Genomic DNA, 20,621 nt, shown 5'->3' with positions numbered 1-20,621 from the left:
AAGGCGGATCATGCCGAAAAAGATCAAGCTCCGCACCGACGCCTTCAGCAAGTCCGCGCGACTCGCGGGGTTCACGTCGGACTACGCCCTGGCCAAGGCGATGGACGTCAACCGGTCCACGGTCGCACGCGTCCTCGCCGGTGAACTCCAGCCCGGCCCGGCGTTCATCGGCGGCGCGTTGACGGCCCTCGCGCCGATGCAGTTCGACGACCTCTTCGAGGTGGTGCCCACCCGCGACGACGTCGCCGACCCGTCACACTGAGCCACTAGCGGTTACGATCGGCGACGTGCGTCAGTTGGCTCCCGGCGTCCACCTGCTCCTCGGCCGTCCTCCGCACCTGGTGAACGCCTACCTGGTGGAGGACGTGCTGGTGGACGCCGGAACGCGCTCCGCCCGCCGCCGGATCACCCGCCAACTCGACGGCCGCACGCTCGCCGCCCACGTCGTCACGCACGCCCACCCGGACCACTTCGGCGCCAGCCACGCGGTCTGCGAGCGGTACGACGTGCCGCTGTGGATCGGGCGGAAGGACGCCGCGGCGGTGGCCACCGCGACACCCGTCACCGGCTCGGGCTTCGCGGCGGCGGTGGTGTCGCGGATGCGGATGCCGGCGCCACACCCCGTCGCCCGCGGCCTCACCGAAGGCGACGAGGTCGCCGGGTTCACCGTGCTCGACGTCCCCGGCCACTCCCCCGGCCACATCGCCCTCTGGCGCGACCACGACGGCGTGCTGCTCTGCGGTGACGTGTTCGTCAACGTCCTGCGCCTCGGCGCGCCCCCGAAGTTCCTCAGCTACGACGACCTCCGCAACCGGGCGTCCATGCGCCGGCTCGCCGAGCTGCGGCCGAAGCTGGTCCTGTTCGGCCACGGCCGCCCGCTGCGCGATCCCGACCTCCTGCGACTGGTCCGCTAGGCCGATCGAACGGGTGTTCGATCCGTCCACAGCTGGGGACAACCCTGTGGACAAGTCAGTTCTTGCTGGTCAGAGCCTGCGCATGGGTGAGCAGTTCGTCCACCGACCACTGGTCGTACGCGTGCTGCCCCAGCTTCTCGGCGACGACCAGACCGTCCGGCGCGATGAGGAAGTCGGCCGGCAGCCCCAGTCGCCCGCCGGTCGGCTTGGGCAGCGGACGCCGGCCGCGCAGCACCGGACCGAGGTCGCGGACGATGCCGAACACCATCGCGCCCCACGCCCGCGGGTCGAGCACTGAGCGTCGCGCGGATTCCACGCCGAACTCCACGTAGAGCCGCTTGTCCGGATCACCGATCACGGCGAACGGGAAGTCGGCGACGTACGGGCGCAACTCGTCCGCCGTCGAGTGGAACACCACGACCTCGGTGATCCCGTGCGCGTCGATCTCGTCGTGCCGCTGGACGACCGACCTCAGGTGCAGGTTGCACACCGGGCACCCGGCGAAGCGGCGGAACTGGAGGTGCACCAGTCGGTCCGGGTCGGGCACCCGCACCGTGCCGCCCAGGACGGCCTCCCATTCACGTGCGCTGACCTTCACGTTCGTTCCCCCTCCGACGTCAACGGCAGCGTAGGCGTGCGCTGTACGCTTACCGTAGCGTACGCGTACCTTGTACGCTGTCAAGCGCCATGCCAAGACCGAAGTCACTCACGCACCAAGCGCTCGCCGCCGCCACGCTCGCCGTGCTCGACCGTGACGGCCTGGCCGCGCTGTCGATGCGCGCCGTCGCCGCCGAACTCGGCGTGGGCACCATGTCGCTGTACCGGTATGTGGCCGACCGGGGCGAGCTGGAAGCCGTTGCGGTCGATCACATCCTTTCCCTGGTGGATGTCGAGCCGCCGAAGAAGGCGTTGTGGGACAAGCAGATCGCCGTGCTGGTCGAACGGGTCCGCGCGGCGATCGTCCAACACCCCAACGCGGTGCCGCTCACCATGACGCACCGGCACCGGTGCCCGCTCCTGCTGCGGTGGAGCGAGGCCGTGCTCGGGGTGCTCACCAGGGCCGGGTTCACCGGCGAGGACCGGGTGATCGCGATGCGCGCGGTGATCGCCTACCTGATCGGCGCGACCGAGCTGGAGTACCGGAGCCCGCTGGTCGGCCAGGCCACCGAGGCCATGGCCGGACTGGGCGAGGAGTACCCGCTGCTGGCCGAAACCGCCGACGTGGCCAGGGGAATCCCGTCCGACGTGGAGTTCCGCCGAGGCCTGGAAGTCGTGCTCGCCGGCCTGCGCCGCCCTTAGTGGCCGGCGCGGAGGTCGAAGCCGACCTCGACCTCCGCGCCGTACAACGCGACGAACACGGAGTTGCGCTCCGAGCGTGGTGTCGACAACCGGCGCGGAGCCGACTCCCGCTGCGTCTCCAGGTCAGGTTCGCCGTTGAGGGGGACCGAAACCCCTCGACCCGTCCACCACCGCGGAAGTGGACGGGAAGACTTGAAGTGTGCCTGACAAAGCCATTGCCCGGTAAGGGGAATCCGACCGTCAGACGGTGCGATCTTCGTCGGGCAGTTCGAGCAGTTCTTCGAGCACGTGCGTGGCCGGCCCGTGGCGACGCCACGAGAAGCGGCTGGGGGACAACACGTTCACCTCGTCGGCGGGCATCCGCATCGCGAGCGCGTCGTCCTCGGTGTGCAGTCGCACCACGTCGATGACGGCGTCGTGCGCGCGCACGCCGACCACCGCCGCCAGCTCCCCCCTCGCGTCGCGCGGGTGGAGGAACTGGAAACCCCGCGCTATCAGCTCACGCAGCTGGAACGTGGTGCGGGTGGAGTAATCAGTTGAGGAGGTCATCGAACTCACCGTCCCTGGCACCGGCCACGAAGGCCGCGATCTCCGCCCTGGTGTAGACGAGCGCGGGACCGTCGGGGAAGCGGGAGTTGCGCATGGCGATGGCGTCACCTTGGAGCACGGCGAGTTCGACGCAGTTGCCGAGCGCGCCACTGCGGACGCTCTTGCGCCATGTCACGCCGGACAAGTCTGCAGCGGACATGCCGTTGTGAACCTTGCTGGCCATCGACATCAGCCCTCCAACCGCGAGTGGTGCAGCTGCACGTGCATCTGACTGTGCACGGACCGTAGCACTGAGTGGCCGCACGGGTAAATGCACGTGCAGATGCAAGCCGCGAATCTCATTCGAAAGGAGGAAGATTAGAGGTCGGCTCGCATCTTCGTGAGCAGCTGACGGCTGCGATCGGGCGTCTCCGCGTCGACCGTCAGCCGGTCGAAAGCCCGGCTGTAGATTTCGAGTTCTTCGAGTTTGTCCAGGTAGAGCGCGCCGGCGAGGTGTTCGAGGTAGACGATGTCCGGCAGGTCGGACTCACTGAACCGAAGCATCGTGAACGGCCCTTCCGCTGCGTAACCGCTCAACGCGAAGGGAATGATTTGAAGAGTGACAGGCCCGTCCTTGGTCACGCTGAGCAAATAGTCGATCTGATCGCGCAGCACCCGACGGCCGCCCATCGGCCGGTGCAGCACCGATTCGTCGATCACCGCCCACACCCGCGGAGCACCCGGGCGGGCGAGGACCTTCTGCCGCTGCATCCGCAACGACACCCGCCGCCGCACCGCGGGCGTGGCCAACTCCGGGCGACCATGGCTGGAGATCGCCATCGCGTACTCCTCGGTCTGGAGCAGACCGGGCACGAAGTGCGTCTCGTAGGTCAGGATCCGGGACGCCGCCTCCTCCAGGCCGACGTAGTCCTGGAACCAGTCCGGCATCAGGTCGGTGTAGCGGTGCCACCACCCCGGTGAGTTCGACCGGCGGACCATCTCCAGGAACTTCGCCTTGGCGTCCTCGTCGTTCATCCCGTACATGGTCAGCAGGTCGCTCACGTCGCGTTCCTTCAGACCGACGCGCCCCAGCTCCATCCGGCTGATCTTGGACTCGGAGCCGCGGATCGCGTAGCCCGCGTCCGCCCGGCTGATCTCCGCGGCCTCGCGCAGCCGGCGCAGCTGGGCCCCGAGCACGATGCGCAACGCGGTGGGGCCGCTCTCCCGCTCCGGCGCGGGTTCGCCAGTCGCCATCTGCCGATCCTCCCGACCGTCATGCCTGTCCACCCGAACAGCGGTTGCGCCTGGGGCGGGCGAACTCGCATCGTCACTGAACGTACACCCATGATCTTGCCCGGTCAGCCGCACGCGGTCCGCTCATGCGCCCAGCCCATACCCTTACGCTAAGCGGACTGTGACGCGGTGCACAGCCACCAGTCCTACTTCCCCCGTAATGCGAGGTCACCACAATGCCGGGTACGTCCTCGGACGCCGCCGCCCCCGTCTACATCGACACCACAAAAGCCAGTATCGCCAGGGTTTACGACGCGTTCCTCAACGGCAAGGACAACTACGAGATCGACCGCGAGGTGCTGCGGCGCGTGCAGGAGGTCGCGCCCGAAGCGGCGACCCTCGCGGTGGACAACCGGAGCTTCCTGATCCGGGCCACCCGGTTCGTCGCGAGCCAGACGGGCATCAACCAGTTCCTGGACTGCGGGTCCGGTCTGCCCACCGCGGAGAACACACACCAGGTGGCGCAACGGATTAACCCGGACGCACGAGTCGTGTACGTCGACAACGACCCAGTGGTACTGGCACACGGCCGGGCGCTGCTGGAGGAGAACGACCAGACGCACTTCTCGGCGGCGGACATCTTCAAGCCGCAGGACATCCTGGAAGACGAGATCGTGCGCAGGCACATCGACTTCGACGAGCCGATGGCGCTGTTCCAGCTTGGCACGCTGCACCACTACAACGGTGATTCGCCGACGTCGGCGGAGATCATGGCCGAGTACATCGAGGCGCTGCCGTCCGGTTCGTACGTGGCGATCTCGCACTTCCTCGACCCGGAGACCGAGGAGCACTCGGCGATCGCGCGGCGGATGGAGGAGACGTTCCTGCACTCGGCGATGGGTAGCGGGCGGTTCGCCACGATGGCCGAGCTGCACCGGCTGTTCGACGGCCTGGAGCTGGTCGAGCCGGGCCTGGTGATCTGCGCGGACTGGTGGCCGGACGGGCCGCGGCTCAAGGAGCTGGACGCGGTCAGCTACTGCATCGCCGGCGGCGTGGCCCGCAAGCCGTGACGGGTTCCGGCTCGTGCCCCGCGGGGGCGGCGCGAGCCGGAGTCCGATGTGGACACTCCGGTGGTGGACGGCGTCCTCGCCCACCACCGGGTTTCGCCCTGCCCGGAACCGCTCTCAGCGCTGGAAGAACTCGACCAGCACCGGGACCGTCGCCTTCGGCTTGACCATGTGGGTCTGCCCGGGCAGGACGGTCAGCTCGCCCTGCGGCAGGGCCGCGGCCAGGTGCTGCTGCGCGTTGCGCAGGTAGTCCGGGCTCTTGCCGCCGGCGATCACCAGCGCGGGCACCTCGGCGCCGGCCCACCGGTCGGCGGCCGGCGGCGTGCCGTGCTGGAACTCGCCGACGACCGCGAAGTCGTTCGGCAGCGTGGGCGCGACGCCCTTCAGCTTCTTCCACATCGGGGTGAGCTGGAGCGCCACCACGAAGAAGCCCGGCGTGCCGACGTAACGCATGAACATCTTCACCGCGTCGCCCGGACGTCCTTCCGCCACCGCGCGTTCCACCCGGGCCGGGAGGTCGGCGTCCATCGGGGCGCGCGTGCCGTCGAGGATCATCGGGGACTCGTAGATCGCGATCCGCCCGGCAGCCACGCCCCGGTGCGCCGCCTCGGCGACCAGCGTGCCGCCGGAGGACATGCCGAACAGGTGCGCCGACCCGCCGGCCACCTCGATCAGCGCGGCGATGTCCTCGACCTCGCGCCGGACGTCGTACTCGGCGCCCGTGCCGCTCTCACCCCGGCCGCGCCGGTCGTACGTGTAGACGGTGAAGTGCTCGGACAACGCCTCCGCCAGGGCCTTGGACGGCCCGAACTCGCGGTAGCACATCGCGCCGTCCACGACGACCAGCGCCGGTCCGGACCCGACGCGCGTGTAGGCGATCTTGGTGCCGTCCTCGGAGACGGCGTGTCCCTTGACATCGGTGGCGATCATGACAGGTCTCCCATCCAGGTCGACCAGGTCCGCTCGTCGCGGTGGTCGTCGGTGAACACGTGGTGCATGGCGATCAAGGCGCCGTTGAGTCCTTGGAAGAAGCGGTACATCGCGTTCTCCGTGCGGATGCCGACGGTCTGCGAGTTGGCGTAGTAGACGACCCCGTCGTCCAGGTCGACGCGGTCGCCGGCGCCGGGGGCGGCGTCGAGGCCGAGCTTGCGGCCGAGCCTCGTCCACATCGCGGGCCAGTCCTCGATGGACGGTCCGACGACCGTGACGGGACGGGCGGTGCGGCCGGCGAAGTGGCGGAGGTAGGTGACCAAGGTGTTCCAGAACATCGCGCCACCGGCCGTCATGGCCTCGAACTCGTCCGCCCAGTCGTCACCTGGCAGGAAGCCGCTGGCGACCATGCGGACGACGGTGCTGCCCTGGTCCCGGCCCTCGATCAGGAACTCGTAGGCGATGAACCGGCCGTCGGGCCCCTTCTCGCCGCCGTAGGCCAGGCGCTTGCCGGGTTCCCAGGCGGTGACCGGGTGCGCGGCCTGGTACTGGACGAAGGCCTGCTTCACCACCGCGCCGGGCTCGACCTCGTTGGCGCCCATGAACCACGAGTCGATGCCGGGGCCGGTGGCGATGGCCTCCCAGACCTGATCCGGCGTGACGCCGGCCAGCTCGACCTCGTCGACGCCCTCGAACGCGTGACCCATCGTCACTCCTTGGGGATGCTGGGGTGGACGGCGACGACGACGCGGTGCGCCCGCCCGCCGGCTGCCGATTCGTCGTGGTACTTGGCGACCAGCGTGGTGACGGCGGTGGCCAGCTCCTCGGCGAAGGCCGCTCGGTCGGCAGCGGTCGCGAAGCGGATCTCACCGTCGAGCGCGAAGGTGGCCACCTTCTTGTCCGCCTTGGCGGCGCCGGTGATGAGGTTGCCGACGTCGCGGACCAGCCGTGCGGCGACGGCCAGCAGCCACCGGGCGGACAGCCGGTCGGGGGCGCGCTCGGGATCCGGCTGGACGGCGGCGAGCGCGGTGGGCGAGATGACGTAGGACGCGGCGGTGGCGCGCATGACGCGTTCGGTCATGTTGCCCTTCCGACGCTCCTCGGCCAGCTCGACCAGGCCGTGCTGCTCCAGGGTGCGCAGGTGGTAGTTGACCTTCTGCCGGGGCAGGCCCACCTTCGCCGCCAGCATGGTCGCCGAGTTCGGCTCGGCCAGCTCGGCCAGCAGCCGGGCCCGCACCGGGTCCAGCGAGACCTCGGCTGTCGCCGGGTCCTCGATCACTTCCACGTCAAGCATGGGAGAACCTTCTCACCGACGATTTTATTTGTCAAGACAGTTTGACTTGTCGGTGACGCGCGGACGGCGGCGGTGCGCGGAGGCGGCGGGCGGCGGGCTGGGGCGGTGCGCGGGGCCGGGGGCGCGGTGGCGGTGCGCGGTTGGTGCGCGGCTCGTCAGCGGGCGCGCGGAGAGTGCGGTCCATGGCGAAGACGAAGTGGTACCGGCGTCCTTGGGTGGCGCCGTTCGCGTTCGTGGTGGTGGCGTTCGTGGCCTTCTCGCTGCCGCCGTACCTGACCCTCGACCCGGCCGACTCGCGGGTTCAGCAGCCCGGCGACTACGCGTGGTACTTCCCGGCGCTGGTGGCGCACGTGATCTTCGGCTCGGTCGCCATCCTGACCTGCGTCCTCCAGGTCTGGCCCTGGTTCCGGCAGCGGCACCCGGTGGCGCACCGGCGGCTCGGGCGGGTCTACGTGTTCGGCGGTGTGCTGCCGGGCGGTGTGCTGGCGGTGGCCATCGGGACGGTCTCGCCGTTCGGGCCGCTCAACCAGACCGGCACCGTGCTGATGGGCTCGCTGTGGCTCACGTTCACCGTGGTGGGCTACCGGATGGCCCGGCAGAAGCGGTTCGCCGACCACCGGCGGTGGATGATCCGGAGCTTCGCGCTCACCGCGTCGATCATGAGCAACCGGATCTGGGGCACCGTCGCGTCGATCACGCTCATTCCGCGGCTCGACACCACGTTCGGCGGCAGCACGATCGCCATGACGCAGGCGATCGCCGGTTTCGCCGCGTGGTTCGGGTGGGTCGTCCCGGCGCTGATCGCCGAGTGGTGGCTGGTGGAACGGGGCGGCGCCCGCAAGCGCCGCGCCCCCGTGTCCTCAGCCGAGCGGGAGCCGGTCGGCGTGTGACCCCTGCTCGAAGTCGAGCAGGTGCCGCTTGCGCTCCAGCCCGCCGCCGTACCCGGTGAGGTCGCCGCTCGACCCCACCACCCGGTGGCACGGCACGATGATCCCGATCGGGTTGCGGCCGTTGGCCAGCCCGACCGCGCGTGCCGCCGAGGGCCGGCCGAGCCGCTGGGCCAGCTCCCCGTACGACACGGTCTCGCCGTAGGGGATCTCGAGCAGCGCCTCCCACACGGTCCGCTGGAACGGCGTCCCGATCAGGTCCAGCGGCAGGTCGAACGACGTCCGCGTGCCGTCGAAGTACTCGGCGACCTGCGTGATCACGTCCCCGAAGAACGAGGGGTCCTCGGGGCCGAACGCGTCGTCGGCGGGCCGGTACCGCTGCCCGGTCATGTACAGCCCGGACAGCACGCCGTCGTGCGCGACCAGCGTCAGCTGTCCGACGGGGCTGTCGACCGTGGTGTGGCTCATCTGCGGTGTCCGAACATGGGGTGATTGTCCCTTCAGGCGGGCAGCCGGTTGACCGCGTGGTCACCGGTGGCCCAGAGGTATTGGACGGCGTACGCCCGCCAGGGGCGCCACCGCTGGGCACGCCGCACGAGGGCGGCGGGGGTGTCGGGCAGGCCGAGCGCGCGGGAGGCGATCCGGATGCCGAGGTCGGTGGGGAGGAACGCGTCGGGATCGCCCAGCGCCCGCATCGCGATCACCTCCACCGTCCACGGCCCGAATCCGGGCAGCGCCGACAGATCCGACCGCGCCTTCGCCCAGTCCGCGCCGACGCCCAGGTCGAGCGAACCGTCGGCCAGCGCCTCCACCAACGCGCGGAACGCGATCTTGCGGGACCGCGGCATGGCGAGCACGGCCGGATCGAGGTCGGCCAGGGCGGACGGCGTCGGGAACAGGTGGGTGAGGCCGACGTCCTCGATCTTGTCGCCCACCGCCTCCACCAGTCGACGGGCGTGGGTGCGGGCGGCGGCCGTGGACACCTGTTGCCCGAGGACCGCGCGGACCGCGAACTCGGCGGCGTCCACCGTGCCGGGCACCCGCCGTCCAGGCGCCTCGTCCACCACGGACGCGAGCAGCGGGTCGGACCGCAGTTCGTCGTCCACCGCGACCGGGTCGGCGTCGAGGTCGAGCAGCCGGCGGCACCGGGCGATGGCGATCGACAGGTCCCGCAGGTCGCTCAACGCCAGCTTGCACGCCACGTGGTCGGTCTGAGGGCTCAACGACACCACCGCGTGCCCGTGCGGCAGCCGCAGGGTCCGCCGGTACGCGCCGTCACGCCACTCCTCCACCCCCGGCACGCCGGTCGCCGCGAGGTGGCCGAACAGGTTGTCCGGCCGCAGCGGCGCGCGGAACGGCAGCCGCAGCGACAGCACGCCGGGCGTGTCCGGCGCGGGACGTCGACGGGTGCGCAGCTCGGTCGGCGACAGCCCGAACACCTCGCGCACGGTCTCGTTGAACGCCCGCACGCTGGCGAACCCGGCGGCCGAAGCGACCTCGGCCATCGGCAGCGAGGTCGTCTCGATCAGCAGCCGCGCCGTCTGCGCGCGTTGCGCCCTGGCCAACGCCAGCGGCCCGGCGCCCAGTTCGGAGAGCAGCAGCCGTTCGACCTGCCGCACGCTGTACCCGAGTCGGACGGCCAGGCCCGGCACGCCGTCGCGGTCCACCACACCGTCCGCGATCAGCCGCATGGCCTTCGCCACCGAGTCCGCGCGGTGGTTCCACAACGGAGATCCGGGTGACGCGTCCGGGCGGCACCGTTTGCACGCCCGGAATCCGGCTTGTTGGGCCGCCGCCGCACTCGGGTAGAACCGCATGTTCTCCACCTTGGGCGGCACCACCGGACAACTCGGCCGGCAATAGATCCGGGTGGTCAGGACGGCGGTGAAGAACCACCCGTCGAACCGGGCGTCTTTGGACCGGACGGCTCGGACACAGCGTTCCGCGTCTTCGTGCACCGGACCAGCATCGGTCACCGGACGGGCCGATGGCCGGCGGAAATACGACAGGGAGGAAAACAGCACCGCGGCGCCCGACCCGGTAGCGCCACACAACGGAGTGCGGCACTACCCGAGGGGTCGCGCGCCGGGTCTAGTCGAAGCACCGGGAAGCAGACACCGGGACGACCGGCGGGCCGGCGAGCCGGGCCAGCAGGTCCAGCCTCACCTCGGACCGGTCGCGCCGCTGCGCGTCCAGCACCGTCCGCAGGATCCGGCAGACCCGTGCTTCACCGGGAAAGCCCCGGTCCTCACGGGCCGTGACCGGCGCGCGGCCGGCCCACTCACCGTCAACCCCGGTCGGCATGGCAGGTCGCCGCACCGTTCCACCGACCGGGCCGGTTCGGCGAACACTGCTGAGAAGACCCCCAGGACTCCTCAGCGGAGAACGCGCTGCCACTCGCGGTAGTTGCCTGCGAAACCACTTTGACCGGTCCCTTCGCACAACTTGACGACGTCACCGGAACGTCCTGGTCAGCTTGGCAGCGCAAGTCGTTAGGGTGGACTGCCCAGAGCACCACCGGTCGGCAAACGACCTGTTCACGCGCTCACATCCGGTTTTCCGGTCCGGAACACCGGACCTGAGGAGGCACGCCGCGGATGGCTGGTTCCGGTCAGGGGTCGGGTCCCCGCGTCGTGTTCGCGGAGCGGTTCGCGCTGCTCTACGCGGAAGCGGGCGACCCACCGCTGAAGAAGGTGACCGAGTCGGTCGGCCGTGCCCGGCGCACGGACGAGCGGGGTCGGCCCGTCCGGGCGACCGCCCAGCGGGTCAGCGACTGGCGCCGCGGGCGGAACGTGCCGGCCCGGTTCTCGGCACTCTCCGTAGTGCTCGAAGTCTTGATCGGCGAGGCCCGCAAGACCCGTCCGCAGCCGCCCGCGGCCGGTCTGTACGACCTGGACGCGTGGCGCGCGCTGTGGGAGGAGGCGCTGGCCAGCCCGGCGTCGGCGGGCGAGGACGAGGACCCGCCGAGTTCCGACGGCATCGGCGTGTGCCCGTACCGGGGATTGGCCGCGTTCCAGCCGGAGGATTCCAGCTGGTTCTTCGGCCGGGAACGCAGCACCGCCGCGTTGGTGTCCCGGTTGGGCAGTGCCGCGGAAACCGGCGGAATCGTGATGCTGGTAGGGGCTTCGGGCGCCGGCAAATCGTCATTGGTGCGCGCGGGCGTGATCCCGTCCATTCAGGACGGCGCCTTGGCGATTCACGGTTCCACGAAATGGCCTTCGGTCGTCATCACGCCGGGCGCGGACCCGGTGCGCGAATTGGTCCGGGAAGTGCCGGAATTGGCCGACATCCTGGACATGGCACTCACCCTGGACGGGATGGACCAGGACCTGGTGGCGTCCGGGCACGGTCCCGACACGTTCCTCGGGCAGACGCTGATGGGCGTGCTGCGGTTCGCCGCGCAGATCCGGGCGGCGTTCGCGGCTTACGCCGAGCGGCACGGCGGCGACCGGGTGGTGATCGTGATCGACCAGTTCGAGGAGGCGTTCACGCTCTCCTCGGACGAGAACCGGGTGCAGGTGTTCGTGCAGGCGCTGCACGTGGCCTGCACGCCGGCCGTCCCCGGCGGCATGCCGCCCGCGGTGGTGCTGGTGGGCGTGCGTGCCGACTTCTACGGCCGCTGCCTGGCGTTCCCGGAGCTCGCGGACGCGTTGCAGGACCGGCAGATGGTGCTCGGGCCGATGACGTCGGCCGAGTTGCGCGAGGCGGTGTCGCGGCCGGCGAAGGCTGCCGGCCTGCAACTGGAGCCGGGCCTGATCGAGCTGATGCTGCGCGACCTCGGCGTGCGCAGCGGCCGGGCGCAGGCCAGGGCCGGGCAGGGCGCGTACGACGCGGGCGCGTTGCCGCTGCTGTCGCACGCCCTGCTGGCCACGTGGCAGCGCCGGCAGGCGGGCAAGCTGACCATCGCGGGCTACCGCTCGGCGGGCGGCATCCAGGGCGCGGTCGCGGCGACCGCCGAACGGGCGTGGGCGGAGCTCGCGCCGGACGCCCAGCAGGCCGCGCGGCCGTTGCTGCTGCGCCTGGTGCGCGTCGGCGAGGACACCCAGGACACCCGCCGCCGGTCGACCCGGCACGAGCTGGTCGAGCAGGCCGCGAACCGGGCCGCGGGCGAGGAGGCGCTGGAGGTGCTGGCCCGCGCCCGGCTGGTCACGCTCGACGCCGGTTCGGTGGAGATCACCCACGAGGCGCTGCTCCAGGCGTGGCCGCGGCTGCGCAGCTGGATCGACCAGGACCGGGAGGGGCAGCTGCTGCGGCAACGGCTGGAGGAGGACGCGGCGACGTGGTCGGGCCAGGACCGCGACTCGTCGCTGCTCTACCGGGGCGCCCGGCTGGAGACGGCGCGGCACTGGGCGGACGCGGCCGGTCCCCAGGGCCTGACCGGCACCGCCCAGGACTTCCTGGCCGTGTCGATGCAGTCCCGCCGGCGTGCCGCGTGGGGCAGACGCGCGGCGGTGGCGTGCGTGGTCGTGCTCGCGCTGATCGCCGCCACCGCCGCGGTGCTGGCGGTCCGGCAGCGCGATGACGCGGTGTTCCGGCAGGTGGTGGCCGAGGCGGACCGACTGAAGGAGACCGACCCGTCGCTGTCCGCGCAGCTCGCCCTGGTGGCGCACCGGATGCGGCCCGACGACCGCGACGTGCGCACCCGGCTGCTGTCCACCCAGACCTCGCCGCTGGCGATGCCGCTGACCGGGCACACCGGGCCGGTGTACCTGACGTCGTTCTCGCCCGACGGCAAAACCCTCGCCACCGCCAGCTTCGACCAGACCGTCCGGCTGTGGGACCTGCGCGACCCGGACGACCCGAAGGCGTTCGGCTCGCCGCTCGCCGGCCACACCAGCTGGGTGACGTCGGCGGTGTTCAGCCCGGACGGCCGCACGCTGGCCACCGCGGGCGACGACAAGACGGTCCGGCTGTGGGACGTCGGCGACCCGGAACGCCCGCGTTCGCTCGGTGAGCCCTTGAACGGCGACAACGGCACCATCTACCTGCTCGCGTTCACCCCGGACTCGCGGACGCTGGTCACCGCCAACGGCGACAACACGGCCCGCCTGTGGGACGTGTCCGACCCGGCCGCGCCGAAGCGGCTGGGCGAACCGCTCGGCCGGCACACCGGGCAGGTCCGGTCGGTGGCGTTCAACCACGACGGCACGCTGCTCGCGACCGGCGGCGACGACCGGACCGTGGTGGTGTTCGACATGCGGGACCGGTACAACCCCAGGCCGTTGGGCGAGCCGGTCACCGGGTTCGACAACACGGTCCGCTCGCTGGCGTTCAGCCCGGACGGCCGAGTGCTGGCGAGCGGCAGCGAGGACCACCACGTCCGGCTGTTCGACATGGCGGACCCGGCGCTGCCCAAGCCGCTCGGCCGGCCGCTGACCGACCACACCGAGGGGGTGTGGTCGGTGGCGTTCAGCCCTGGCGGCCGGGTCCTCGCGGCAGCCGGCGCGGACGGCACCACCCGGATGTGGAACATCACCGACCCGGCGCGCGCCGTGCCGCTCGGCGAGCCCCTGGCCGGGCGCAACGGCATCGCGTACGCGGTGTCGTTCAGCCCGGACGGCGCCTCCCTGGCCACCGGCAGCCACGACGCCGTCGTCCGGCTGTGGTCGTTGCCGCGCGGGGTGCTCGTCGGCCACTCGGGTCGCACGGTCGGCCCCCGCTTCACGCCCGACGGCCACCGGCTGGTGTCGGCGAGCGAGGACCACTCGATCCGGACGTGGGACACGACCGACCCGCGCACCCCCGAGTCGTCCGCCGTGTTCACGCACGGCGCGGGCGTGTGGTCGCTCGCGTTGAGCGACGACGGGCGGACGCTGGCCACGGTGAGCGACAAGACGGTGCGGCTGTGGGACTTCGCCGACCCGGACCGCCCACGGCCGCTGGGCGAGCCGATCGCCGTGGGCACCCGGTACAGCTCGCCGGTGGCGTTCCGGCCGGACGGCAAGGTGCTGGTCACCGGGCACGACGACGAGTCCGTGCAGCTGTGGGACATCGAGGACCGGGAGCGCCCGAAGCCGCTCGGGCGACCGCTCGTCGGCCACGGCGAGTACGTGCACTACGCCGGGTTCACACCGGACGGCAACACGCTGGTCACGGCGGGCGCGGACCAGACCGTGCGGCTGTGGGACGTCGACGACCCGGCCACCGCGCAGCCGCTCGGGCAACCGCTGACCGGGCACACCGCGGCCGTCCGGGCGGGCGACATCAGCCCCGACGGCCGCACCCTGGCCACCGCGGGCGACGACCGGACGATCCGGCTGTGGGACCTGACCGCGCCGAGCCGGGTGAAGCCGATCGGCGCGCCGCTCTCCGGCCACGTCGAGGGCGCGGTGGCGGTGGCCTTCAGCCCGGACGGGCAGACCCTGGCCAGCGGCGGCGAGGACCGCTCGATCCGGCTGTGGGACGTGCACGACCTGCGCCGCGCCGCGCCGCTCGGGCAGGTGCTGACCGGGCACGACGGCGGGCTGCGCGACCTCGCGTTCGGCCCGGACGGCCGGACCCTGGCGTCCACCAGCTCCGACAGCACGGTGCGGGTGTGGGACCTCGACCTCGAACACTCGATCGGGCGAATCTGCGCCAAGACGAAGGGCGTGCTGCCGGAGGAGCGGTGGAGCGAGCACCTGCCCCAGCTCGACTACGAACCCCCGTGCCCCTGAATCGCCCCTGAATCGATGGACAACCACCCGATCGTGACTAGGTTCTACAGATCATGCGTTTACTTGCCAGGGTGGGGAGCCCGCAGGCGGCGATCACGGCGCTGACCGGCATCACCGCGCTGTACATGAGTTTCGTGGCGTTCGGGAACATCACCGACTACGACACCAACCACGCGTTCGTCCAACACGTGTTCGCGATGGACACCACGTTCGGCTCGCCCAACACGGCGTGGCGCGCGATCACCAACCCGACGCTCGTGACCATCGCGTACTTGATGATCATCGCGTGGGAGACGGTCACGGCGCTGGTCCTGCTGGCCGGGCTGGGCGCCTGGCTGCGCGGCCGGGAGGAGACCGCGCGGCGGCTGTCGTCCACCGGCTGGGTGATGCAGGTGCTGCTGTTCGGGGGCGGGTTCATCGCGATCGGCGGCGAGTGGTTCGTCATGTGGCAGTCGAAGGACTGGAACGGGCTGTCGGCCGCGTTCCAGAACTTCGTGATCGCCGCTCTGTGCCTCGTCCTGCTGCACGGCACGAAATCGCGCGCCGTTCACCCGTCGGAGAGTGCCGCGCCCGAGCGATGATGGGGGTGTGAGCTCACCGCAGGCTCGTCCGGATCCGGCGTTCGCGCTGCTGGACCTCTACGACACCGCGCTACCGCAGGTGTACGGGTACCTGCTGGCCAGGTGCGGCGACCGGACGCAGGCGGAGGAGCTGACGTCGGAGACGTTCCTGGCGGCCGTGCAGTCGGCGCGCAAGCCCGGGACGGGTCCGATCGGCGTCGGCTGGTTGATCGGGATCGCGCGGCACAAGCTGGTCGACCACTGGCGGCGGCGGGAGCGGGAGGAACGCGGCTTCCGGCTGGTCCGCGACGAGCCCGGGGTGGAGGACCCGTGGGACGTCGAGCTCGACGCCATCCAGGCCCGGCAGGTGCTGGAGTCGCTGGGCGCCCACCACCGGTGCGCGCTGACGCTGCGCTACCTGGACGGCCTGCCGGTGCCCGAGGTGGCCGGGGTGATGGGCCGCACCGTGCACGCGACCGAGGCCCTGCTGGTCCGGGCCAGGGTCGCGTTCCGCCGCGCGTGGACCGGGGGTTGCGATGACTGACCCGTTCGAAGGGCTTCGGCTGCCCGACCGGGCCGTCGATCCGGATCCCGGTTTCGCCGCCCGGTTGCGCGAGCGGTTGGAGCGGGAAGTGCTGATCGGAGGAGGAGACGTGCGAGCTGTCATGGAGACGTACGGGACCGTGGTCCCCTATCTGGCCGTCCGGGACACCAGGGCCGCCGTCGAGTACTACGTGGAGGTCTTCGGGGCCGTCCGGCGTGGCGAGGAGGTGGTGATGCCCGACGGGTCGGTCGGCCACGCGGAGATCGCCATCGGGGACTCGGTGCTGATGCTGGCGGACGAGTCGCCCGAGTACGGGCACATCGCGCCGGGCCGGAACGGCGTCCAGCCCATGCACCGGATCGAGGTGCCGGACGTGGACGGGGCGGTGCGGAAGGCGGTGGAGGAGGGCGGCTCCCTTCTGCGGCCCGCCGCGGACACCGGGCACGGGTACAGCGGGACCGTGCTGGACCCGTTCGGGTACCGGTGGATGGTGGCCGCCCAGACCGGGGCTGCTCAGTCCGGGGCTCCTGCGGGCGGGACAACTGGCGGGGAAGCGCAGCCGAAGCACGGCGAAGTCGGCTACTACACGCTCACCGTGCCGGACGACGAGGCCGCGAAGCGGTTCTACGGCGCCGTGCTGGGCTGGCGGTTCCCGCCCGGGAACGCCGAGCGCGGCTGGGGCGTCGAGGGCGCAGGGCTGCCCATGTCCGGGCTGTGGGGCGGGCAGCGGTGGGCCGGCTGGAAGCTGATGTACTCGGTCGACGACCTGGCGTCCGCCATGGCCAGGGTGCGTGAGCAGGGCGGCACGGCCAAGGAGCCCGAACGGCAGCCGTACGGGCTCTCCAGCGAATGCGTGGACAACCAGGGCGTCGAGTTCTGGCTGTGGCAGCAATGAGGGGCCGGCACTAGGCAGTAGGCGCTAGCCGACGATCTGGCGGAGCTGGTCCAGCAGCTCCGCCCGGCTGCCGCAGCCCAGCCGCTGCCGGATCCGGGCCATGTGGTGCTCGACCGTCTTCGCCGAGATGAACAGCCGGTCGCCGACCTGCTTGTACGTCAGGCCGCCGACGACCAGTTCGGCCACCTCGCGCTCGCGGTCGCTGAGCTTCCCGGCGTCCGCCTCCACCACCGGCTCGGGCTGCTTGCGCGCCGCGCCCGTCGGCCGGCCCTGGAGCAGCCGCGCGCAGTCGAGCAGCCGCACCATCGCCTGGCGATCCGACGTCCTTATCGCGGCCTGACCGGCCAGGCGGGAGGCGTCCCACCACTGGCCGACGGCGTGCAGCCCGCGCGCGGACTCCTCCACCTGGTCGGCGTCCACCTTGCCCGCCAGCACGTCCAGCCAGCTCTCCGCCGCGACCGACACGATACCGGCGTACCTGCTCCGGTCCCGGCACGCCGCCAGCGAGGCCGCGTGCTCCTCGGCGACCGACGTCTCCTCGGCGATGATCGCCGCGTGCAGCGCGCTCCAGTGCAGCGGCACGGCCCACAGGCTCGGATCACCCAAGTCCCGCAACAGGTTCCGCGCCGCGAGCAGGTGCGGCGCCAGCCGGTGCTGGTCGCGCAGCCGGGCGGCGGCGGTGGCGAACTCGCCCAGCGGCAGGAACGTGAACAGGTCGACGGGATGCCGCAGCACCGCCTCGCACGCCTGCTCCCACGTGCGCTTCAACGTGGCCAGGTCGCTGTTGCGCCGGGCGATGCCGATCTCCAGCGCCACCGCGAACAGCCAGTCGCGCGGCTCCAACGGCCGCCCGACCTTCCGCAGCGCCACCAACGTCTCCCGCGCCTGCGCGAGGTTGCCGCGCTGCATCGCGATCCAGCCCCGCAGCAGCCGGTGCCGCACGGCCATCAGCGCGCCGCCCGACGACGTCGCCGCCGCCCGGTCCAGCACGGATTCGGCGACCCCCGGCTCACCGCTGTGCAACGCCACCAGCGCGGCCAACGCGGCGGGCGTGTCCGGCAGCAGCACGGCCTTCCCGGCCGGCTCCAGCAACCCCGCCGCACGGACCAAAGTGGACAGTGAGGTGGTCGCGGACGACGTGACCGACTCGACAACCCCTTGTGCCATAAGGGAAGCGCCGCCTTCGAGCATGGTCGGCGGCGCGACGGGCAACGCCTCCGCGGGCAGCCGCCCGGTCCCGACCTGACCGATCACCGCGAACGCCGCCGAGGTGGAACTCGGCGACCAGCGGTGCAACTCGGTGCTGCGCGCCAACTGCCCCCGGTGCGCCAACGCGATCGCCGCGACCTCCGCCGCCGTGCCCCGGTGTTCCGTGTCGCCACTGGAGATCACGTGGTCCGCCAGCCGCATCGCCGCGTCGAGGTCCCCCGCCATCGCCGCCGCGGTCGCCCGCCGCACGGCCACCTCGGCGCTCGGCGTGCCGATGGCCGCCAACAGCCGTTCGGCCAACGCCGGGTCGGTGGCCAGGGCCTCGTCGGCCGCCGCCCGGAACGCCGCCGCCAGTTCCGGCCCGGCGACGCCCGCCTGACCGCCCGTGCCGACGCCGGTCTCGCCGAGGTCGATCAACGGCCGGACCAGCTCCAGCACCGGACCGCCGGACCGCAGTTGCAGTTCGGCCAGCCGCTGCCGCACCGCGATCCGCCGGTCCGTCCGGCTCAACGCGGCCACCGCCGTCCGCGCGATCGGCGGCAACGTCCCGTCGGCCGCGACCAGCCCGGTGGCCCGGCCCGCCTCGATCACGTCGCCGACCGCGTCCGCGTCACCGCCGAGCAGCCCGCCGAGCAGATCCAGCCGCAGCGCCGCGCCGGCCTCGGCCGCCAGCAGGTACTTCTGCACGTCGGGGTCCAGCCAGTCCAGGTCGGCCCGGAACGACGCCACCACGTCCGGCGGCACCTCGGCCGCGGTCAGCCCGGCCAGCCGCCGCACGAACCGCGGCACGCCGCCGGTCTGCTGGTGCACGAAGTCCACGAGCCCCCGCGCGGACGCGGGCAGCACCGCCCGCACCTGCTCGCGGGTGAACGGCTCCAGCATCAACGACGGGCGCGCCCGCCCGAGCGACTCGGCCAACGCCGCCAGCGCCCGCGACCGAGGCCAGGGCCGGTAGGCGACCACGACGCTCTCGTCACCGCGTTCGACCCGGGCGCGGAGGGCCAGCAGGTCGGCGTCCGGCAGCAGGTGCGCGTCGTCCACGACGGCGGCGGACGTGCCGGCGTCCTCGAACGCCCGCTCGACCTCCCGCAGCACGGTGGTCTTGCCGTAGCCGCCCGGCGCGACGATCCCGAGTCGCACGACGGCCCCGGAGCCGGTGGCTGCCGCCGTGACGACCTCCAGGACCTGCGAGACGTGCCGGGACAACACGGGGCGCGCGGTCATGCTCGGGCTCAACGGCCATCCTCTGAGTCACGGGCACGACGCTGCCCACCGGTCAACGCGAGGCCGCGCACGACGCGCTTCACCGAGCGTCGTTCCGGCAGGTCCAGCGGTGTGATGTCGACGGGCGGCCGGGGCGGCGGGGCGGTGAACTCCGCGTCCGCCGCGTCCAGGCCGCCCACGGGGAACCTCAGCGACGGGTCGTCGTCCCGCAGCATGATCGAAGTCTCGATGGGCTCGGGTTCCCGGTCCGGCCCCAGCACCAGCCGGCGGGCCGCGAGCGCCGCGCCCCTCACCACCGACGTCTCCGGCGCGGCCTCCAGCACCACCCGGCCCGGCGCCGACGCCGCGATCAGCGGGATCCGGGCGCTGCCGCCGACCAGCACAGTCATCTCCACGCCCGTGGCGACCCGGGCGAACGCGGCCACGGCCTGGTCCACCGACGGCCGGATCAGCTCCTCGAACTTCGCCCTGGTGATCGGCACGTCCACCGGCCCGGACGGCAGGTGCACGGAGATCGACGTCTCCACCGTGCCGGACAGCGCCCGCTTGGCCGCCTCGCAGTCCCGCCGCAGCCGCCCGAACAGGCCGCGGGTGCGCGGGTCGTCGGCGTCCAACTCGGCCAGCGCCCGCCCGAGTGACGCCCGGACGTGGGAGAACACGGCGTCGTCGAAATCGACGCCGGCCGCCTGGTCGACCCCTTCGACGGAGTTGACCAGCTCGAACCCCCGCCCGACGACGGACGCGCTGAACGCGTGGCTGCCCAGGCTGAACACGCCGAGCGACCCGGCGAACGACCGGCTGAACGCGTGGTTCTCGGCCGCCGCGACCGGCTCCGGCACCAACGACGCCTCCACCCCGACCGACCGCAGCGCCCGGTGCATGAGCCCCTTGGCGTGCGACCCCCAACCGGGGGAATGCGCCAGCACGATGTGCGCGGGCCGTTCGCCTTCACGGGCGGCCACCTGGTCGGCCACCCACATGACCATGAGCGCGGTCAGCTCTTCGGCCGCGCACCGCTGCGCGCCCGCGGTCTCCGGGCCGAGCACGATCGGGACGGTGTCGCCGACGCGGCGGCTGAAGCCGGTGGCGGTCCACCGGGGGTCGCCCGGCTCGCCGACCGCGAACACGCCGTCCGAGGTCAGGTGCAGCGCCGACGCCACGCCGCCGCCGGGACCGCCGAGGCCGACCGGCTCGGGTTCGGCCCGTCCGGCGCCGCCCAGCCTGCACACCGCCGCCGCGGTGCGCGTGGTGCCGACGTCGACCCCGAGGACATACGGCAACTCGTACGCCTCCTCATTCGCCTGATCGAAGTACGCGCTTGATCCGAAGTACGGGCAGTACCTACACGGGTTACGGAAAGGTCACAAGGCCATCCCCTAAC

The 20,621-nt window shown here is 72.0% G+C and carries 21 protein-coding genes; 9 read left to right on the top strand and 12 right to left on the bottom strand.

Annotation, left to right across the window (positions count from 1 at the left end):
* The first annotated feature begins 10 nt into the window (after positions 1-10).
* A complete protein-coding gene (locus F4560_RS35800; RefSeq protein ID WP_184927525.1) occupies positions 11-262 on the top strand; it encodes a transcriptional regulator in 252 nt (83 codons plus the stop codon).
* Between the two features lie 25 nt (positions 263-287).
* A complete protein-coding gene (locus tag F4560_RS35795) occupies positions 288-914 on the top strand; it encodes an MBL fold metallo-hydrolase (RefSeq protein WP_184927524.1) in 627 nt (208 codons plus the stop codon).
* 55 nt (positions 915-969) lie between these two features.
* On the opposite strand, the gene F4560_RS35790 is transcribed toward F4560_RS35795, so the two are convergent.
* The gene (locus tag F4560_RS35790; protein WP_184927523.1) at positions 970-1,512 is read right to left on the bottom strand and encodes a peroxiredoxin-like family protein; all 543 of its coding nucleotides are present in this window, start codon (positions 1,510-1,512) and stop codon (positions 970-972) included.
* Between the two features lie 89 nt (positions 1,513-1,601).
* On the opposite strand from F4560_RS35790, the gene F4560_RS35785 reads away from it, so the two are divergent.
* Positions 1,602-2,213 (top strand): TetR/AcrR family transcriptional regulator C-terminal domain-containing protein, encoded by a 612-nt coding sequence (locus tag F4560_RS35785; RefSeq protein ID WP_184927522.1) that lies wholly within the window; start codon positions 1,602-1,604, stop codon positions 2,211-2,213.
* A gap of 240 nt (positions 2,214-2,453) precedes the next feature.
* Here the strand turns inward: F4560_RS35785 and F4560_RS35780 are convergent, their stop codons facing one another.
* From F4560_RS35780 to F4560_RS35770, 3 genes are all read right to left on the bottom strand, one after another.
* The gene (locus F4560_RS35780; RefSeq protein WP_184927521.1) at positions 2,454-2,762 is read right to left on the bottom strand and encodes a hypothetical protein; all 309 of its coding nucleotides are present in this window, start codon (positions 2,760-2,762) and stop codon (positions 2,454-2,456) included.
* Positions 2,746-2,985 carry a DUF397 domain-containing protein gene (locus F4560_RS35775; protein WP_184927520.1) on the bottom strand — a complete coding sequence of 80 codons (240 nt, stop codon included), beginning with the start codon at positions 2,983-2,985 and terminating at the stop codon, positions 2,746-2,748. Before F4560_RS35775 ends, F4560_RS35780 begins: the two co-directional genes overlap by 17 nt.
* Positions 2,986-3,119: 134 nt before the next feature.
* Positions 3,120-3,995: a Sco1979 family transcriptional regulator gene (locus F4560_RS35770; RefSeq protein ID WP_184927519.1), complete on the bottom strand. Its 876-nt coding sequence runs from the start codon at positions 3,993-3,995 to the stop codon at positions 3,120-3,122.
* 215 nt (positions 3,996-4,210) lie between these two features.
* On the opposite strand from F4560_RS35770, the gene F4560_RS35765 reads away from it, so the two are divergent.
* Entirely contained in the window at positions 4,211-5,044 is an 834-nt protein-coding gene (locus tag F4560_RS35765) for an SAM-dependent methyltransferase (RefSeq protein WP_184927518.1), read from the top strand.
* A 114-nt stretch (positions 5,045-5,158) separates the two neighbouring features.
* Here the strand turns inward: F4560_RS35765 and F4560_RS35760 are convergent, their stop codons facing one another.
* From F4560_RS35760 to F4560_RS35750, 3 genes are read right to left on the bottom strand one after another with little or no spacing between them, the layout of a single operon-like run.
* Positions 5,159-5,971 carry an alpha/beta fold hydrolase gene (locus F4560_RS35760; protein ID WP_184927517.1) on the bottom strand — a complete coding sequence of 271 codons (813 nt, stop codon included), beginning with the start codon at positions 5,969-5,971 and terminating at the stop codon, positions 5,159-5,161.
* On the bottom strand, positions 5,968-6,678 hold the full coding sequence (locus tag F4560_RS35755) for an SRPBCC family protein (RefSeq protein ID WP_184927516.1): 711 nt from the start codon (positions 6,676-6,678) through the stop codon (positions 5,968-5,970). The genes F4560_RS35760 and F4560_RS35755 overlap by 4 nt, the downstream gene beginning before the upstream one ends.
* A gap of 2 nt (positions 6,679-6,680) precedes the next feature.
* Positions 6,681-7,265 (bottom strand): ArsR/SmtB family transcription factor, encoded by a 585-nt coding sequence (locus F4560_RS35750; protein WP_184927515.1) that lies wholly within the window; start codon positions 7,263-7,265, stop codon positions 6,681-6,683.
* A 182-nt stretch (positions 7,266-7,447) separates the two neighbouring features.
* Here F4560_RS35750 and F4560_RS35745 point away from each other — a divergent pair, with 182 nt between their 5' ends.
* On the top strand, positions 7,448-8,155 hold the full coding sequence (locus F4560_RS35745; RefSeq protein ID WP_184927514.1) for a DUF2306 domain-containing protein: 708 nt from the start codon (positions 7,448-7,450) through the stop codon (positions 8,153-8,155).
* Here the strand turns inward: F4560_RS35745 and F4560_RS35740 are convergent.
* The 3 genes from F4560_RS35740 to F4560_RS35730 all read right to left on the bottom strand — a co-directional run bounded on the left by F4560_RS35740 (position 8,126) and on the right by F4560_RS35730 (position 10,456).
* Positions 8,126-8,620, bottom strand: coding sequence for a methylated-DNA--[protein]-cysteine S-methyltransferase (locus F4560_RS35740; RefSeq protein ID WP_184927513.1), 495 nt, complete (start codon positions 8,618-8,620; stop codon positions 8,126-8,128). The genes F4560_RS35745 and F4560_RS35740 overlap by 30 nt on opposite strands.
* A gap of 32 nt (positions 8,621-8,652) precedes the next feature.
* Complete coding sequence (locus F4560_RS35735; RefSeq protein WP_184927512.1) at positions 8,653-10,110, bottom strand: DNA-3-methyladenine glycosylase 2 family protein; 1,458 nt, start codon at positions 10,108-10,110, stop codon at positions 8,653-8,655.
* Positions 10,111-10,243: 133 nt separating this feature from the next.
* Entirely contained in the window at positions 10,244-10,456 is a 213-nt protein-coding gene (locus F4560_RS35730; protein WP_184927511.1) for a hypothetical protein, read from the bottom strand.
* Positions 10,457-10,749: 293 nt separating this feature from the next.
* On the opposite strand from F4560_RS35730, the gene F4560_RS35725 reads away from it, so the two are divergent.
* The 4 genes from F4560_RS35725 to F4560_RS35710 all read left to right on the top strand — a co-directional run bounded on the left by F4560_RS35725 (position 10,750) and on the right by F4560_RS35710 (position 16,807).
* Positions 10,750-14,808 carry a WD40 repeat domain-containing protein gene (locus F4560_RS35725; RefSeq protein WP_184927510.1) on the top strand — a complete coding sequence of 1,353 codons (4,059 nt, stop codon included), beginning with the start codon at positions 10,750-10,752 and terminating at the stop codon, positions 14,806-14,808.
* A gap of 71 nt (positions 14,809-14,879) precedes the next feature.
* The gene (locus F4560_RS35720; RefSeq protein ID WP_312869673.1) at positions 14,880-15,389 is read left to right on the top strand and encodes a DUF2165 domain-containing protein; all 510 of its coding nucleotides are present in this window, start codon (positions 14,880-14,882) and stop codon (positions 15,387-15,389) included.
* 7 nt (positions 15,390-15,396) lie between these two features.
* Positions 15,397-15,912: an RNA polymerase sigma factor gene (locus F4560_RS35715; RefSeq protein WP_184927508.1), complete on the top strand. Its 516-nt coding sequence runs from the start codon at positions 15,397-15,399 to the stop codon at positions 15,910-15,912.
* On the top strand, positions 15,905-16,807 hold the full coding sequence (locus tag F4560_RS35710) for a VOC family protein (protein ID WP_184927507.1): 903 nt from the start codon (positions 15,905-15,907) through the stop codon (positions 16,805-16,807). Before F4560_RS35715 ends, F4560_RS35710 begins: the two co-directional genes overlap by 8 nt.
* Positions 16,808-16,831: 24 nt before the next feature.
* Here F4560_RS35710 and F4560_RS35705 read toward each other — a convergent pair whose 3' ends face one another.
* A complete protein-coding gene (locus F4560_RS35705; protein ID WP_184927506.1) occupies positions 16,832-19,240 on the bottom strand; it encodes a helix-turn-helix transcriptional regulator in 2,409 nt (802 codons plus the stop codon).
* 8 nt (positions 19,241-19,248) lie between these two features.
* Positions 19,249-20,520 (bottom strand): Hsp70 family protein, encoded by a 1,272-nt coding sequence (locus tag F4560_RS35700; protein ID WP_184927505.1) that lies wholly within the window; start codon positions 20,518-20,520, stop codon positions 19,249-19,251.
* Between the last annotated feature and the right edge of the window lie 101 nt (positions 20,521-20,621).

It is taken from the genome of Saccharothrix ecbatanensis (assembly GCF_014205015.1).
GTDB classification, from domain to species: domain Bacteria; phylum Actinomycetota; class Actinomycetes; order Mycobacteriales; family Pseudonocardiaceae; genus Actinosynnema; species Actinosynnema ecbatanense.
Note: the sequence above shows the minus strand (reverse complement) of the source record. Positions and strands in the feature narration are given on the sequence as shown.